The sequence below is a fragment of the Vibrio metschnikovii CIP 69.14 genome, assembly GCF_000176155.1.
GTDB classification, from domain to species: domain Bacteria; phylum Pseudomonadota; class Gammaproteobacteria; order Enterobacterales; family Vibrionaceae; genus Vibrio; species Vibrio metschnikovii.
In genome coordinates, this window is the sequence record NZ_ACZO01000006.1 from 654,865 (window position 1) to 672,396 (window position 17,532).

The window sequence follows — 17,532 nt, forward strand, 5'->3', positions numbered from 1 at the left end:
AACGTTTTTATAACGACTTTAATAGAGATAAATTCGATTGAGAAAAACATTTAGGTCTCATGAATATGAGGCCTAAATGTTTATAAAGTTGCTAGCTGATTTCAAATAAGTTAACCAATAACTTTCACCGAATCACGTACAATTAATTCAGGTGTTAATTTATGTTTTAAGGGATATTGTTGTTTGTTTACTAAGGCAAGTACGCCTTTCGCGGCCTCATGGCCCATTTCCATTACTGGGAAGTTTACCGTGGTTAATCTTGGCCGTATGTGTTGGCTGTGAGTATCATTATCAAAACCCACGATGGAAAGATCGTCACCAATCACTAAGCCGCGCTCGGCTGCCACATCATAGACGGCGAGTGCAATATTATCATTTTGACAAAAAATTGCTGAAATCTCGGTATTCCTATCTAGTAAACGTCGCGCTGCCTCATGATTGCCTTGGTGATCAAAACGTCCTTCAACCATCAGATTGGCGTCATAAGGAATAGCAAACTCAGCCAGTGCATTACGATATCCTTGTAAGCGGTCACGGCTATCGACTTTACTCAGTTGTCCAGTAATGCATGCGACTTTACGATGACCTCGCTCCAGCAAATGTTTAGTCGCTAGGTATCCGCCCAACTCATTATCAATAAAAATACACTGTTCGGAAATTTCCGGGATATAGCGGTTGAGTATGATCGTAGCGTGTTGTTTTTCAACGACAGCAATTAATTCATCGTCAGATAGCGTATCCGAATGAATAATCAGTCCATCGACTTGCTTAGAACGTAGAAAATCAATCGAATCTTGTTCTTTACTATGGGATTCTTGACCACTAGTAACGATCAAATGAATATTACTTTGTCTGACAACATTTTCCGCGTGATGCATTAATGGGCCATAAAAAGGACCATCAAGAGAGCCGACCAGCATGCCGATACTATTTGAACGGCTGGATGCTAGAGCTTGAGCAAAAGCATTGGGTTTGTATCCCAGTTTTTCTATGGCTGCAAACACTTTCTTACGGTTGGCTTCTTTTACCGTAGGATGGTTGTTCAATGCTCTTGATACTGTTGATTGAGAGACTTTTGCCAACTCGGATACTTCTTTTATGGTGATCAATGGAACTCTCCTTAATTTTCTCTTTGAGTTCAGGCAGAGATTTTAATCTTGCCAGAGATTTTCACCTAGTGATATGACGAGTATCGTAATCGATATCCGAGATCGTTAAGACTAAGCGGCTTTTTATATGCCATGAAGTAAAAGTGTCTTATCTAGGATTATAATGTGATCTCAACATAAAGAAAGCGCTTGCTTAATGAGGATTGTCACGTTTTTACCTAAGGTTAAGCGATAGAGTAAATGGAAAATTTCATTAGAGATAAGATTAGTTTTTATGTTTCCTCTTACAACAAAAAGAAAGCGCTTTCTTTTTTGAGTTTCACGGCCGTTCATTTCTCCGCGACTTTCAGGTGTAGGTAAGCGGACAATAAGTGAATTCCTATAAGTATATAAACAATGTGAATAGGACGAGTGTAACTAATAGATCGTCAAGTAGGAAGGGAATAGGGATTTAGCATCAATGTAGGAAATAAAAATGATAATAAATAATGATAATGGCATCAGCCAACTCGCACTAACCATAACGCTTGGTGGTTTACTCTTTGGCTGTATCCAAACAGACAAAGGCGAAGTTGGTACGGATTTTACTCAACATCAAAAACCATTGATATTGAAGAATATTCCGCTAGAACCTAGTCCAAAATGGCAACTAGTCTGGGCCGATGAGTTTGACGGGAGCGAAATCAACAAACGCAACTGGAGCTTAGAAGAGAACTGTTGGGGCGGTGGTAATAACGAGCAGCAATGTTATACCAAGCGTGCACGTAATGCTTATGTGCAAGATGGCTATTTGCACATTGTGGCGCACAAAGAGAGCTTTACTGGCTCAGATGATGCTGAGGGTAAACCAGGGATGAATAAAACGTTGCCGTTTACCTCGGCACGTCTGCGCTCTAAAGACAAGCGTGATCATAAATATGGCCGCTTTGAAATTCGCGCTAAATTACCATCTGGGCAGGGAACGTGGCCAGCGATTTGGATGCTGCCGACCGACAATAAATATGGCACTTGGGCGGCCTCTGGTGAAATAGACATCATGGAAGCGGTCAACCTGAAAGCGCAATCCGATGCGCCGGGAGCGCAAGCGGGTGATCAAGAAAATCGCATTTACGGCAGTCTCCATTATGGTAAAACGTGGCCAGACAATGTCTACAGTGGTCAAGGTGCTTCGCTGCCAAACAGCATCAATCCAGCTGATGACTTCCACACCTACGCGATTGAATGGGAAGAAGGTGAAATCCGCTGGTACGTCGATAACATTCACTACGCGACACAAACGCAAGATGAGTGGTACAGCCAATACAAAGTCGATGGTGCTCTGGTCAACGCCAAAGGCGCAGCACCGTTTGATGAGCGCTTTCATCTGCTGCTTAACCTTGCCGTGGGCGGCTCTTGGGCAGCCAATGCGAATGAAAAAGGTGTGGACAAGTCGGACTTTCCCAAAACCATGCTGGTCGATTACGTGAAAGTGTACCGCTGCTCGGCAGATCGCTGGAAAGGCAAAGGCTGTGCGACTGTCGGTGATCAGGCGGTGAAGGTCAAAGGGCATCAAGCTCCTGCGATTTTGGCGCAAGATGACCGCTACGCCGATGGGCCAAATTTAGATATTTTCTCCGACAGCCTTAACAGTAATTTGGCCTACGGCAGTTACGACCCAATGGACATCGTTTCTCATCAAGAAGTGGCCGATGGCGAGCATGGCCAAGTGCTGAAGATCACCAAGCAAAACGGGGCGGGCAACCTCTATTTCCGCTCACCGACCACCGATGTGAGCCACTGGTTAGAGAGTGGCGAGCTGATTTTTGATATCAAGGTCGAGTCGATGACCGATGGCAGTGAGTTGATGGTGAAAATCGACAGTGGCTGGCCAAAAACCAGTGATATGACGGTGGAACTGCCACCGATTGGCCAGTGGGGTGAAGTGCGTATTAAGCTGGCAGATTTGCTGGCGCAGTCCAATCGCTTTGCGGCTGGCAATAAAGCAGATCCAACCATGATCAATAACTTATTGGTGTTTGAACCTACGGCTGCGATGATAGTCAGTTTAGATAACATTCGTTTCGAAAAACGCTGATCAAGACGCACTCTATCAAGCTCGTGGTGAAAATCACGGGTTTTTTTCGTTTTTAAGGGAAAAAACGGTTTGAAAGCGTTTTTGCCATTCATTGATCAGTGAAATATCAAATTGTGATTAATATCCGAGAAAGCGCTTTCTTTGATGAGGGTGATCACGGTTTTATCTTAGAAGATCCTTTTATACTTACCTCGTACTGAACAAAGCGGTTGAAGCTTTTAATTTATTAGCTTCATTGCATAGTTGAACGTGAATACTTGGTTTGCGTTCGTCATCGATGTTCAGATTTTTTATAAATAAAAAAGAAACCGCTTTCTTTAAGGGCTAATAATGGAACATGGAGTTAATATGAAACTTTCTAAGCTTACCCTCGCTTGTCTCGTTGCGACTGCGGGTTTATCCGCAGCGCCAGTTGTTCACGCTGAAAAATCTGATGGTTTTGAGTTCCACGGTTACTTCCGTGCGGGTGCTCTCTATAGTAAAAACGACGATTTCAAGCGTTCAAAATTTCCAGCATCGAAAGAGCGTCTAGGCCGCTTGGGTATCGAATCGGACAACCACTTTGAGCTTGCGCTACAGAAAAACTTTGAAAACGATGACGGGCAAAAAATTCGTATCAAAACACGCGTGGGTGCAGACAACGCACAGTCAGCCGGCAATAACCAGCTTGGCACCAACGCAGATGCGGCCAACAGCAGCATCGGTATGGTGGAAACTTTTGTTGAGTTTGATGGCGTCACCGAAACGGGCACGCTTTGGGGCGGCACGCGTTTCTACGGTAAAGATAACTATATTTTTATGACCGACTTCTTTTATACCGACATGTCTGGTACAGGTGTAGGTATTGAAGGCGTGGAATTGGGCGATTATAAATGGGACTTTGCTTATATTGCGAGTGATGATGCTGAAGGAAACTTCTGGGCAATTGATGCCAATAATCCAATGCATGCTGTTCATATAGGCGTTGATTTCGGAAATATTGAATTGCATGCCATGGGTAAATATTTACCAGATAACGTTGTCGATGGTACCAAATATTCGAGCAACGGTGTCGAGATGACTGCAATTGTCCATACCGAAAACGTATTTGGTCTATCTGATAAAGGCTTTACTAAGTATATAGCCCAAGTTGGTAAAGGTCTTGGTTCGGGTCAACTATTAGGTGGTACGTTGACAACATTCAATGCTTGGAAGCCCGGTAATGGGGGATTAGAAGGTCCTGCCAATATGAAAAAGGTGGAGAGCGGTGATGTTTCTGCAAGGGCTCTGGTATGGGGGGGATACTTTTTTGAAAACGGCATAAGCCTCTTCCACTCTATCCAAGGGCAATACAATGATTTAGATAAAGGAGGGAAAGATAGTTGGGCTTCGGCGATGATCCGCCCTTCTTTCCCTATATCCAATAATTTCTTCATCGCTACGGAAGCGGGTTTCCAATATAACAAATGGGAAGATGCTAATGGCCTTGGTGATGATGCGACCAATTATAAATTCACGATAGCACCAACGATTATTGTACCGACTGGTTTTGGCCCAGCTCCAGAGATTCGCTTCCTTGCGACTTATCTAGATGGATCTCAGCGTGATAAATCTGATCTTTTAGTAGGTATTCAAGCGGATATGTGGTGGTAATCGATTTTTGAATTGTTAACTAACAACTCAGCTCAGCAGATATAGATGCAGGAAAGTCTACTGCTGAGTTTTGTTATGTCGTAATAGTAAATAAGCATAATGATTTGATAGAGGGGGTTATAGAACAATGGGCAAGAGAACATGACTGAAAGACAATATTTAAAGGAGTGTTATGAATAAAAAAGCGATTAAGCAAGCGCAAGCAGCTTTGACTAAAGTCAGTCGGCAAGCCGCGGTTGAAGGTATTGTATTGCTTAAGAATGACGATAATGCTTTACCCATTATGGCTCAAGAGACGGTATCTCTGTTTGGTCGTTGTCAAATCGATACGTATCGTAGTGGCACAGGATCAGGTGGTGCGGTGAACGTTCCCTATGCAATTAATGCGTTGCAAGGCTTACAAGCTTGCCCTCATATACGTCTTAATCAGTCATTAATCACCACATATCAAGATTGGCTAACAGAATATCCGTTTGATGATGGTGGTGGTGGTTGGGCTACCGAACCTTGGTTTCAGGAAGAGATGCCACTTAGCGAACAGTTGGTTTCTCAGGCAGCGGTCGAATCTGATAAAGCGATTATTTTTATTGGTCGTACCGCAGGAGAAGACAAAGATTATGCTGATGCAGCCGGGAGTTATCGTTTAACGGTTCTCGAAATGGAGATGCTCGATAAAGTATGTCGTCATTTTTCTTGTGTAATTATTGTGATGAATGTGACTAATATTATTGACATGTCATGGTTAAACACTTTATCGGATAGGCAATCGATAAAAGCGGTACTTTACAGTTGGGCTGCAGGAATGGAAGGCGGTCATGCACTAGCAGATGTGCTTTCTGGTGCGACTTCTCCGAGTGGTCGTCTTACCGATACAATTGCTTATCGTTTGTCTGACTACCCGACGACAGAGCATTTTGGTCACAAAGATTTTAACTTATACGCAGAAGATATTTACCTTGGCTATCGATACTTTGAAACCTTTGCTCCTGAAACTGTACAATTTGAATTTGGTGCAGGTTTGTCATATAGCCAATTTGAACGTCGTTTGGTGCGATGGTTATGGGATGAAAATCTGTCTGATGAATCATCAAGAGTGAATGATTTGCCAACACAAATTCATTTTGACGTTGAAGTTCGAAACGTTGGCTCAAAATTTACTAGTAAAGAAGTTATTCAACTTTATGTAGAAGCGCCACAAGGGAAATTAGGTAAACCGGTTAAAGTGTTATGTGGATTTACGAAAACCAATGCTATCTCGCCTAACGATCATGAAGTTGTTCGTATTTCTGTTCCGGTCGCTTCTTTAGCCTCTTATGATGATAGTGGTGTCACTGGATACCGCAATAGCTATGTTTTGGAGGCTGGCGAGTATCGCTTTTATCTTGGTGGTAGTGTACGCCAAGCTGAATTCGTTGACGCTGTTTTAATAATTGAAAATACAGAATTAATTGAAGCGCTCAGTGAGGCTTGTGCTCCTATTCGCACATTTGAACGCCTTACTCCTTCTAAACGTTTAGCGAATGGTATTTATCTACCAAGTTATCAATCTGTACCCAAGCGCTCAGTTGACTTAGCACAAAGGATACAGCAGAACTTACCCACGGACTGGGTGATAACTGGAGAGAGAGGATTGACTCTAGCTGATGTTAAGCAAGATAAAGCTAGCCTTAATGATTTCATCGCTCAGTTATCTCCTGAGCAACTAGCGATATTGGTCCGCGGAGAGGGTATGTGTAGCGCCAAAGTTACACCAGGAACAGCTGCTGCATTTGGCGGTGTTTGTTCCTCACTATTCGATTACGGTATTCCTGTCGTCGCGGCGGCGGATGGGCCGTCGGGTATTCGCATGGATAGTGGTCATCAAGCAACTCAAGTCCCTATTGGTACCTTGTTGGCTTGTACTTGGAATCTGGATCTCAATCAGCAGCTCTATGCTTTACTTGGACAAGAAATGCAAGCCTATCAGATCGATACATTACTTGGACCTGGGATTAATCTCCATCGCCATCCCTTAAATGGTCGTAATTTTGAATATTTTTCAGAAGATCCATTACTGACAGGTTTAATTGCAGCAGCGCAGACATTAGGCTTACAACAAGCAGGAGTGTCAGCAACAATCAAACATTTTGCCGCAAATGATCAAGAAACAGCACGTGTTGATGTGGATAGTGTTATGTCTGAGAGAGCGCTACGTGAGATTCACATCAAACCGTTTGAAATTGCGGTTAAACAAGGGGGCGTACGCAGCATAATGACAGCGTATAATCCGTTAAATGGCCACTGGACGGCATCAAATTATGATCTCAATACCACGATTTTACGTGGTGAATGGGGTTATCAAGGTATTGTCATGACTGATTGGTGGGCTAAAATGAATCATCCTATTGAAGGTGGGGTAGCAACTAAAAATCACACGGCTTTTATGCTGCGAGCCCAAAACGATCTTTATATGGTGGTCGGTAACGATGTTGCAGAGCAAAACCCTATGCAAGATGATACTCAACAAGCGTTGGAAGCTGGCTATCTTACGCTGGGAGAGTTACAACGTACTGCGGCAAATATTTGTCGATTTATTATTGATACACCAGTGATGTCTCGTCCTTTACAAGCCTACCATCCAATTAAATTCTTTCCATCATATTCAACGTTAGAGTTAGTGAATAATTCAGCACATCATATTGAACAGCTGATTAAATTGAATACTCAATGTTCGACAGAGTTTATTTTGCAGGTAAATCAACCCGGTGTGTATCAATGTATTGCGACGATGGTTTTTGCACGTAATGCACAAGCACAATCTTCGTGTAGCGTTAGTCTTAATGATGTTTTTGCGCTGTCACTGCCTATTCACGGTACTAATGGTGATACGGTGATGATTGAAGGTTTAGAAGTACAGTTAGAGACTGGTTATTATCAGGTTGGAATTAATTTTGTGAAAAAAGGGGCTGAGTTAAAAACGCTGTCTTTTATGCGTAAAGATAACGTTTAAATCTGCCATTAAACGGTTTTATCGATAGTCAGTGAAACCGTTTTTTATTTTTTATGTTGTTTCAATGTATAACATTAAAAAAATTCATAATGTGAAATACAAAGTGGTCTTAAGAAAAGATTCGCCTTTACTTCTAACGTCATGAACAAAAGTTACAAAAGCTAAAGATAGTTACATTAATAGGAGGCTCAATATTCGATGTGTTAAGGGTTGTTAGAATGGCGGCATAATTTTAACAATCTAATAAAAAGGTAGAATATGTTAGCCAATAATGTGAACTCCCAAAAAGATAAGCGGATGATCAATATCATCTTTGCCTTATCGGCTGCTGTGATACTCTTTTCAACTCTGTCCAATAACTTACCAACGGGAATCATCGGCGCGATTGGCGTCATGGTCGTGGTTGGTTACATCCTTAATCTGATCGGTGATAAAACGCCGATTATCAATCAATTTTTTGGTGGTGGGGCGATTGTCGTTATCTTTGGCTCTTCCTACCTTTTTCATAGTGGCATTATGCCGCATGAAACTACGGAAACCGTGACTACCTTTGTTAAAGGTGGCGGATTTTTATCCTTCTTTATTGCCAGCTTAGTGACCGGTTCTATCTTAGGTATGGACACTCAAGTCTTAAAAAAAGCGGCGCTGAAATACATCCCAGTTATTTTGGGCGGTGTGGCGTGCGCTTTTTTATTTGCAGGCCTTGTCGGCAGCCTATTGGGTGAAGGATTCTTTTCATCGGTCATGTTGATTGCTTTGCCTATCATGGGCGGCGGCATGGGTGCTGGAGCGGTCCCTTTGGTTGAGATTATGTCGGGTAATACTGGTATGTCAGCCGAAATGCTGTTGTCGAAAATGGTCCCTGCATTAGCGATAGGTAACGCGATGGCCATTGTTATCGCTGGGCTACTGGATAAGTTGGGCAAAGTTTACCCTTCATTAACGGGGAATGGACAACTGATCCGAGGGAACGCCGAGCAGCCAGTTGCGTCGGAAAATGAATCACCGATATCAATCAATGTCTTGGGGATAGGCGCACTGCTGGCAATCACCATGTATTTCGTTGGTACGATGTTGAGTGATGTGATCAGCATGCACCCTTACGCTTTAATGATTCTATTTGTCGCATTAGTCAAAGTTATGGGGCTGATTCCGCGTGAGTTAGAGAAAGCCGCTCACGGTTGGTACAAGTTTGTGGTTGATAACTTAACACCAGCGTTATTGGTAGGAATTGGCGTGGCGTATACGGATCTTAATCAAATTCTCGCCTCATTGACGATGGTCTATTTCTTAATGGTTTTGGCAACCGTGCTCGGTGCGGTAGTTGGGGCCGCGTTGATTGGACGATTAATCGGTTTTAATCCTATTGAAGCAGCAATCACCGCCGGATTATGCATGGCAAACATGGGCGGAACGGGAGATGTGGCGGTGCTTGCAGCCAGCAAACGAATGGAGCTTATGCCTTTCGCACAAATTTCATCACGCATTGGTGGGGCTTTGATGCTAATCATGGCGACCTTTATCATTGAACTCTTAAAATAACGCCTTAGATTAACGCTTAACGGGTTAAGTTGTGTTAGTGATAGTTAGCACTATAATTATCAAGAGCATGATTGAGCTTCGATTTTACTTCAAGAAGGCACGATAGGCGTGATCGTATTTGGAGCGCGGTATTGGCTTTAGATTGACTGGCATTGATGACAGTCTCTGGGTACGCTCGCTCATCAGCTTAGTGGTTCCGACAAGCGTTTAATTGATTTCTCTATTAAGGAAAATACATGTTCTATTTACATATGCTGCTTCTTTTTGCGGTGATTTTTACTGGTATTCGCTATGGCGGCATCGCGTTTGGTTTACTCGGCGGCTTAGGGGTTTCGGTTCTCGCGTTTGTCTTTGGTGTCGCTCCCGGAACGCCGCCAATTGGTGTCATGCTGATCATTTTAGCGGTGGTATCGGCTTCAGCGACATTAGAAGCCACGGGCGGATTAAAACTATTGGTAAAATACGCAGAAAAAATGCTGCGTAAACACCCCAATCATATCGTTTATCTCGGACCACTTTGCACCTATTCATTAACCGTATTAGTCGGCACTGGTCACTCGGTTTATCCGCTGTTACCAGTGATTTATGATGTTGCATATAAGAAAGGGATTCGACCTGAACGGCCGATGGCGATTGCGTCAGTGGCATCACAAATGGGCATTACAGCCAGCCCCATCGCTGCTGCAGCTGCGGTATTTATGGCTACCGCTGCTGACAATAATTTGGATATCGGTTTACACAATGTACTGATGGTGACTATTCCTGCCACTTTGATTGGCTTATTGGTGGCTTGTACGTGGAGTTTAAACCGAGGAAAAGATCTCGATAAAGATCCTGAGTTTCAAGCGCGTTGCCAAGATGAAGAATTTCGTAACGGCCTGATTGATCCTGAAGCGGAGGTCGTTGAAGGTTCTAGCGAAGACAAAAAAGCCAAAACGGGTTTATTGGTCTTTATGCTGGGGATTGCCTCGGTGATTTTTGTCGCCATGTTCGGCAAAGAGTTAGGCTTGTTGCCCAATGGCGTCAATATGTCGGTAGCGATTCAGTTCTTAATGCTGTCCGTTGGGGCCATCATCTTATTAACCACCAATATTCAACCATCGAAAATCGTCAACAGTCATGTTTTCATTGCTGGTATGACCGCGGTAATCATCATCTTTGGTATCGCTTGGCTCAGTGACACCATCATCAGCTATCACAAAACCTTTTTGATTGATATGGTGCGTGATGTGGTGAATCATCACCCATGGACTTTTGCTATTGCGATGTTTGCGGTATCTATCTTCTTAAAAAGCCAAGCGGCGGTATTAACCATTATGTTACCGTTGGGCTTTTCTTTGGGTATCCCACCAGAAGTGATCATCGGTGTATTACCGGCTTGTTACGCGTATTTCTTCTTTCCGTTTTACCCAAGCGATCTTGCGGCGATAAGTTTTGACCGCTCAGGCACGACTCGGATCGGTAAATACGTGCTAAACCATAGCTTCTTGATCCCTGGATTTATCGGTGTTTCAACCGCAACCGTCGTGGGTTATTTTCTCTCGATGGCGCTTAATGGCTAGCGCTTCCATTCGCTAATGACGGGCTCATTCTTATGCCGAACACTCAATGGTGATCTGGCTGAGGATGAGCTCACTTAAGCGAGCAACAAGATCAGTTAACCAGATGATACAAACGGCGTGGCCTGCCTCCCGTTTTATAATTAAGCGCCAAACGAACCATCCCTTCGGATTCTAAAAATTCTAAATAACGGCGAGCCGTAATTCGGCTCACGTTCATCTGCTCGCCAATATCATCCGCTGAAAATTCGGCCAAGTGTGGTTGTTTTAATAATGCCTTCAATGACGCTAACGTAGTGGCATCAATCCCTTTGGGAGTTTGGCGTAACGGTTTGGTGACCGATTTACCGAGAATATCATCGATATCACCTTGATCAACGGTTGCTGTACGCGCTAATTTTGCGGTGTAATGTTTGTAATCATCTAACGCTTGATGAATACGCGACATGCGCAGCGGTTTCACCAAATAGTCGGTCACGCCTAACTGAATGGCTTTCTGTACCGTTGCCGTTTCACGTTCGGCGGTCGTCATAATAAAATCACAAGCCGCTTGCTGATCACGTAATTGACGAATCACCTCAATGCCATTGCCATCTGGTAGGCTGATATCAACAAAAATCAGTTGCGGTTTAAAGGTGGTATATTGCAGTAAAGCATCGGCGCAACTTTCACTGGCGGCGACAACAATAAAATCAGGATGCTGATTAATTGCTGACTCAAGCATATAACTGGCTCGGGGATCATCTTCAAGTAACATGACGGTTGTTTTATTCATAATTAATGACTTTGTTTTTATCTAAATAAATACTGAATAGGGTAGTATTTTCGTCGGTTCTTTCCCAGTCAATACTGCCGTTAAAATTATCGACCCATTGTTTGACTAAATACAAGCCTACGCCGCTTTGCTCGTGATCGAGTTTCGTGCTGACTCCAAACTCTAAAATATGCTCGGTAATTTGTTCACTGACTCCCGCTCCGCTATCTTGTACCTCAAAAATAATATGATGACTTCGATCACTAAGATAAATATGCACCAATGGACAACAGCTTGCCCGATTTTGCCATGCAGCCAGTAAAGCGTTATCAATCAGATTGCCTAAAATAGTCACAAACTTTTCAGAAAGATTTTTCGGATAACTCGATAAGTGAGTATCTTCGTCAATAATAAATTTAACGCCAATTTCTGAGGCTTTATTAAATTTAGCCAGTAATAAACCAGCAATGACACTATCATTGACTGAAAAAACAATATTATGAATGATAGATTGATAGCGATCGGTTTCTTGTTGGATAAATTCAATCGCCTCATGATTTTTTTGACTTTGTAACAGGCCGGATAAAACATTTAATTTATTGGAATACTCATGAGTTTTACTGCGTAATAGCTGGGCATAATTTTTAAGATAAACCACTTCACGCTCAAGTTCGTTTTGCTCCAGATTGGGAAAAAAGACAATCACTTGGCCTTTAACACCTTTGGGGCTAGCAATCGGGTAAATATCCACTTTGTAGTTTAATTGACCAATAGAAAATTCACCTTGATGCAGTTGACTAGGTTTGGCTAAAACCAAGTGACTTAATGGTGTTGAATAACGGGAGAGTGGTTGGTTTAAATAATCATAACGATTGCATACCCCCATAGAGAGTTTTTGCATTGCACTATTATTGATGGTGGTAATGTTCATATTATTATCTACGGCAATAATCGCATCGCGAATACTGTCTAATACCATTTCATGCTCACGGAATTTATGAATAATAAATTCCGGTTCATAGTCAAGAAACGTTCGTTTCATTTTAAAAACAAACGCACTGCTGATCCCGATCCCCAGTAAATAGACGACAGCAATTAATCCACCAAGATGACCATATTGTGCCAATAAAATATCCGATGTTTTCTCAGATAAATAACCGATACTAACCGCACCAATCACCTCGTCTTGCCAGTAAATGGGTGAGAAATTACGAATCGCTTTACCTAACGTTCCTGAATCAACACTGCTGTATTCAGCACCTTGGATTAACACAGGATAAATATCCTCGCCAATAAATCGTTGACCGACACGTGTCGGATCAGGATGGCTTAAACGCATGGCCTTTTTATCCACGACCACAATATAAGACGCATCGGTCTGGGCGCGGATATGTTCCATATAATCAGCAATTGATGAGCGGGTAGGCGATACATTCTGCGCGTTCACTGCGTCAATCACCGCGGGATCATTCGCGATGACGCGAGCTAACTCTAAACCGCGAGCTTTAAGCCCTTCGGTGTAGGAATTTTGTAGCAGAAAAAAAATAGCGCAGGTCACGACAATCACAATCGAAGAGGTTGTCGCAATCGTCGTTAATGCTAAATAACTTTTGAGTTTCATGCTCCCGCCTAATGACGATGGACTGTACGCTTAGCCATGATAATTAAGAAAAAATAAGATTATCAGTATATCTCGAAACGACAGCAGAATGTGCAGTTATCCCTGAACCAAGTTCGCGAAAATGTGACTTAAAGCGGCAATAAAAGCATGATAGACACGGCATTATGCAACAGAGCCTAAAGCCTCTTAGGTGGGCTTATGTTAGGGTGAGACGATGGTGTTAGGTGCCAAATCAAGATAGTAAACCTCTTGATCTGGCGTTAAATGATGTGGCGTTGTAGGTGAGCGTTGAGTGTCGAGATCAGCGAGAATGCATAAGGAATAAAACATGGACGATTTATCCCCCTCCGATTTAAAAACCATCCTGCACTCAAAGCGCGCCAATATGTATTACTTGGAATATTGCCGTGTGATGCAAAAAGATGGCCGCGTGCTCTATTTAACGGAAGCTGATAAAGAAAACCTCTACTTCAATATTCCGATTGCCAATACCACCGTACTGATGCTCGGTAACGGCACCTCCATTACTCAGGCAGCGATGCGGATGCTCTCGCAGGCAGGTGTGTTAGTGGGTTTTTGTGGCGGGGGTGGCACGCCGCTACACATGGCGTGTGAAGTAGAATGGTTTACGCCGCAAAGCGAATACCGGCCTACTGAATATCTACAAGGTTGGCTCTCATTCTGGTTTGATGATCAAAAACGCTTGGCCGCCGCCAAACAATTTCAAAACGCGCGGATTGATTACTTACAGCGCGTTTGGCGATCAGACCGCGAATTAACCCTAGAGAAATTCAATGTTCAAGATGAAGTGATAAAGCAATCGTTGGAAACCTTCCATCAGCGTACTGAAGCCGCGAGCAAACAATCCGACTTATTGCTCACTGAAGCGCAGTTGACCAAAGCCTTATACAAGTACGCCGCCAATAACACTGGCAAAGATAGCTTTACTCGCCAGCATCAGCCAGACAAAAAATCCACCGATAAAGCCAATGACTTTTTGAATCACGGTAACTACTTAGCCTATGGCCTTGCGGCAAGCTGCTTGTGGGTGCTGGGTATTCCGCACGGTTTTGCCGTCATGCATGGCAAAACCCGCCGCGGCGCTTTGGTGTTTGATGTCGCCGACTTAATCAAAGATGCGATTGTGCTGCCGTGGGCGTTTGTTTGCGCCAAAGAAAACGCTACCGAGCAAGAGTTTCGCCAGCAAATCCTGCAAGCCTTCATTGAACACAAAGCGCTCGACTTTATGTTCGACACAGTGAAACACGTCGCACTGCAAGGCAAAGATGAAGAAGAGAGTGAGGATCACGTTTTATGATGGTCACCTTTGTCTCTCAGTGTGAGAAAAACGCCCTCAAGAAAACCCGCCGTGTGCTGGATGCCTTCGCCAACCGGATAGGTGATAACACCTGGCAGACCCTCATTACCCAAGAAGGGTTACTCACGGTGAAAAAAATGCTAGGCCAAACTGCCACCCGCAGCACCGCCGTCAGTTGCCATTGGATCCGCTCACGCTCGCGCAGCCAGTTGTTGTGGGTGGTGGGTAACAAGAAGAAATTTAATGCAGAAGGTGTGGTGCCTGTTAATCAAACTGGAAAAGAGGTTTTTATGGATGTTTTAACTGATAAACCCAAGCAAGGTGTGTTGTATGCAAACACCCAATTGCAACCACTGAGCGAGCATTTATTTGCGGTTGGATATGTTGCCGAACGACTACACTGTCAGTTATTTCCAGACAATACACAGTTTTCAATTGTGAATTTCATTGCAGGTTGCTTGCATGATTTAGGAAAAATTGACCCCAAGTTCCAAGAGTGGGTAACCAACCCTAAAAAGAAAGAGTACATAGCAGACGATGGCCAGCATATTGATGATGCCAAATTTAGCTTTGATAAACATCCAAGACATAATGAAATTTCACTTTTGCTCTATCAATTACTTGATAGTGCAGAATTAAAATGTCTAAATCCCAGCAATAAACGTTCTGTAAAGCACGCGATATACTGGCATCATGCAAAGCCTTTTCGTAAAGAAAAAAATGGTTTTGATAGTTATAAAGATATTTGTAAAAAGCTGGTGGTAAATCAAAAAGAAGTAAAGTTAGCTGATATTGTGGTTCAAGCCCAAGCGCTGATTAAGCAAGTTGTTGCCATAGATAAAAAATACCGTGAGTCAACCAATAGTATTCTTGAAAGAAGTATCTTGGCTGACGAATTGCAGGAATTAGAGGAGAATCTGCCTGATGCGCCGCCTCTGCCTAGCTATAAAGAATATGAACTAGAAGAATCAGTATCAGCCAATACCTTCAATGTTAAAGTTAATGCGCTAAACAATATTGCACGCGCATGCTTGATCACTGCTGATCGAATAATATCTGCATTAAGTGCGACAGAATTACACACTGTCATTTTTGAGCGGAACTTAAATGAACTTGTGGCTGGGCTGCTCGAAGTGGAATCTTCTCTCAGTAGCGATATTGCTACCTGCCTACGCACATTTTATCCGGATAGTGAACGCAGTAAAAAGCAAAGTGAGATTGCTCAACAATTGGCTAACGCTGATGATGTTTCAGTACTCGCGGGTGCTGCTGGCTGTGGTAAAACCAAAATTGCCTTGGAATGGGCAAAGTTGACAGGTGCGAAGCGCATTATTTGGGTGTGCCCTCGTGTACAGGTATGCCAAGGTTTATTTTATGAGCTCACCTCGGAGCAATATTTGCCCAATAGCACTATTGAAATTAATACGGGGGAATTTAAGTTTCATAATCAATGGGATAACCCTATTACCGATGATGAAAGCTTTTCTGGTGATATCGTTATTACCACTATAGATCAAATTCTCGGTTCAGTGATCAGCCACACGAAAGCCAACACGCTTATAGATTTTTTGAACGTACATGTAGTGTTCGATGAATTTCATGAGTACGTCAATATGCCAGCCTTTAATTTGTTATTTGCAGAGCTTATTGCAGCCAAAAAGATGCAGCAGCAACAAGCCAAAACCTTATTAGTGTCGGCAACCCCTCATTACGTGTTTGTTGAAGAACTGCTTGGTATTCACCCTGATGATATTAAAGTCATGCCATCGTTTAATCACAGTCAGTATCAACTTGACTTTAAAGTATTCAATGATTCGGAATTAGGTGCAGATAATCCGCTATTTACGGAACAAAAGGATGGTACTTTTGTTATCAGTAATATGGCACTCACGGCACAAAATAGTTTTATCCACAATCAACACAGAGAAAATGCTGTTTTATTACACTCAAAATTTATTAAGAGTGACAAACGTAAATGGTTTGGTGAAGTGTACGAAGCATTCAAACGCGGAGGAACCCGTAAGTTTGAAGTGTTGCGCAGCGGACCAATTGTACAGGCCTCGCTAAATATCAGTTGTGATTATATGGTGGCCGAAATCACCAGTGCTGAAGATAGCTTACAGCGTTTAGGTCGTTTAGATCGCTTTGGTGAAAATAAGGTTGTAAACACTTACACATTGGCAGTGCCTGAATCAGTTGCTAATAGCAAAGGTAAAAGCCCTGCTGCGGGTTTTCTATCTAAAATGTATGTATTAAGCTCTGTGAGGGCATGGTATCAATTTTTGCGAAGCGAACTTGATGATAAAACGTTTACCTTGCCAGAAGCTTATCAACTTTATTTCACCTTTCATCACACCGAGCGTAATCGTGGTTTTATAGAAAGTGATTTAGTGGCCGCACTTAAAAACAGTGTGCAACAAATCAATGCCAAAGTGGTTGATCCAATCACTATGCCACCGAAGAAAAATAAAGATAAAAAACGCAGTAAAATTAGTAAAGGATCTCTGCGTGGCGATAATCGTTTTGTGCAAATGGCGCTTGTAGATCTCAGTAATTCGGAGCCAAATTTTCTTGACCAATATGCCTACTCAATACCACTAGATGATGACAGCAACATCGATAATCTTACCTATGCCACTAGCGCTATTTGTGGTTATGGCCAAAGTGACAAAGACTTGTTATCTCATATGTTTAAAAAGCATCACAACATTATGGGTGGGTTTAATAAATCGTTCACTGACAAAATTTTATTAAACCAAGCTCGGGATCCTGAATCGCCAATTTATTTAAGTTATACCAGTAACGATTTACTGCAAGTGGGCGGCGAAAGTGCTCGTCACTCGCATGCTATTTATTACGCCGTCTGCGATAAACAAGCTATCGGTGCAATATCCATTAAACAAATTAATCAAACTACAGAAGATGAGGAATAAA

General features: G+C 42.8%; 10 protein-coding genes. 7 read left to right on the forward strand and 3 right to left on the reverse strand.

Going from position 1 to position 17,532, the window contains the following annotated elements:
- Window positions 1-110 precede the first annotated feature (110 nt).
- Window positions 111-1,109, reverse strand: a complete 999-nt coding sequence (locus tag VIB_RS06480; protein WP_004395164.1) for a LacI family DNA-binding transcriptional regulator — start codon at window positions 1,107-1,109, stop codon at window positions 111-113.
- 475 nt (window positions 1,110-1,584) lie between these two features.
- Between VIB_RS06480 and VIB_RS06485 the strand changes: the two genes are divergently transcribed.
- The 5 genes from VIB_RS06485 to VIB_RS06505 all read left to right on the forward strand — a co-directional run bounded on the left by VIB_RS06485 (window position 1,585) and on the right by VIB_RS06505 (window position 10,908).
- Complete coding sequence (locus VIB_RS06485; protein ID WP_004395165.1) at window positions 1,585-3,183, forward strand: glycoside hydrolase family 16 protein; 1,599 nt, start codon at window positions 1,585-1,587, stop codon at window positions 3,181-3,183.
- Window positions 3,184-3,531: 348 nt separating this feature from the next.
- Window positions 3,532-4,815: a carbohydrate porin gene (locus tag VIB_RS06490; protein WP_004395166.1), complete on the forward strand. Its 1,284-nt coding sequence runs from the start codon at window positions 3,532-3,534 to the stop codon at window positions 4,813-4,815.
- A 172-nt stretch (window positions 4,816-4,987) separates the two neighbouring features.
- Entirely contained in the window at window positions 4,988-7,804 is a 2,817-nt protein-coding gene (locus tag VIB_RS06495; protein WP_004395167.1) for a glycoside hydrolase family 3 protein, read from the forward strand.
- A 297-nt stretch (window positions 7,805-8,101) separates the two neighbouring features.
- Window positions 8,102-9,346, forward strand: a complete 1,245-nt coding sequence (locus tag VIB_RS06500) for a 2-hydroxycarboxylate transporter family protein (RefSeq protein ID WP_224215273.1) — start codon at window positions 8,102-8,104, stop codon at window positions 9,344-9,346.
- Between the two features lie 236 nt (window positions 9,347-9,582).
- A complete protein-coding gene (locus VIB_RS06505) occupies window positions 9,583-10,908 on the forward strand; it encodes an anaerobic C4-dicarboxylate transporter (RefSeq protein ID WP_004395169.1) in 1,326 nt (441 codons plus the stop codon).
- Between the two features lie 91 nt (window positions 10,909-10,999).
- Here VIB_RS06505 and VIB_RS06510 read toward each other — a convergent pair whose 3' ends face one another.
- Both VIB_RS06510 and VIB_RS06515 read right to left on the reverse strand, forming a co-directional pair.
- The gene (locus VIB_RS06510) at window positions 11,000-11,680 is read right to left on the reverse strand and encodes a response regulator (protein WP_172465324.1); all 681 of its coding nucleotides are present in this window, start codon (window positions 11,678-11,680) and stop codon (window positions 11,000-11,002) included.
- The gene (locus VIB_RS06515; protein WP_004395171.1) at window positions 11,673-13,280 is read right to left on the reverse strand and encodes an ATP-binding protein; all 1,608 of its coding nucleotides are present in this window, start codon (window positions 13,278-13,280) and stop codon (window positions 11,673-11,675) included. The genes VIB_RS06510 and VIB_RS06515 overlap by 8 nt, the downstream gene beginning before the upstream one ends.
- Before the next feature lie 328 nt (window positions 13,281-13,608).
- Here VIB_RS06515 and cas1f point away from each other — a divergent pair, with 328 nt between their 5' ends.
- Window positions 13,609-14,598: a type I-F CRISPR-associated endonuclease Cas1f gene (cas1f, locus tag VIB_RS06520; RefSeq protein ID WP_004395172.1), complete on the forward strand. Its 990-nt coding sequence runs from the start codon at window positions 13,609-13,611 to the stop codon at window positions 14,596-14,598.
- A complete protein-coding gene (locus VIB_RS06525; RefSeq protein WP_004395173.1) occupies window positions 14,595-17,531 on the forward strand; it encodes a CRISPR-associated endonuclease Cas3'' in 2,937 nt (978 codons plus the stop codon). The genes cas1f and VIB_RS06525 overlap by 4 nt, the downstream gene beginning before the upstream one ends.
- Window position 17,532 lies beyond the last annotated feature (1 nt).

Coding starts and splice junctions, on each gene's coding strand:
- VIB_RS06485 (WP_004395165.1), top strand. CDS start 1,585: ATGATAATAAATAATGATAATGGCATCAGCCAACTCGCACTAACCATA.
- VIB_RS06490 (WP_004395166.1), top strand. CDS start 3,532: ATGAAACTTTCTAAGCTTACCCTCGCTTGTCTCGTTGCGACTGCGGGT.
- VIB_RS06495 (WP_004395167.1), top strand. CDS start 4,988: ATGAATAAAAAAGCGATTAAGCAAGCGCAAGCAGCTTTGACTAAAGTC.
- VIB_RS06500 (WP_224215273.1), top strand. CDS start 8,102: ATGATCAATATCATCTTTGCCTTATCGGCTGCTGTGATACTCTTTTCA.
- VIB_RS06505 (WP_004395169.1), top strand. CDS start 9,583: ATGTTCTATTTACATATGCTGCTTCTTTTTGCGGTGATTTTTACTGGT.
- VIB_RS06510 (WP_172465324.1), bottom strand. CDS start 11,680: ATGAATAAAACAACCGTCATGTTACTTGAAGATGATCCCCGAGCCAGT.
- VIB_RS06515 (WP_004395171.1), bottom strand. CDS start 13,280: ATGAAACTCAAAAGTTATTTAGCATTAACGACGATTGCGACAACCTCT.
- cas1f (WP_004395172.1), top strand. CDS start 13,609: ATGGACGATTTATCCCCCTCCGATTTAAAAACCATCCTGCACTCAAAG.
- VIB_RS06525 (WP_004395173.1), top strand. CDS start 14,595: ATGATGGTCACCTTTGTCTCTCAGTGTGAGAAAAACGCCCTCAAGAAA.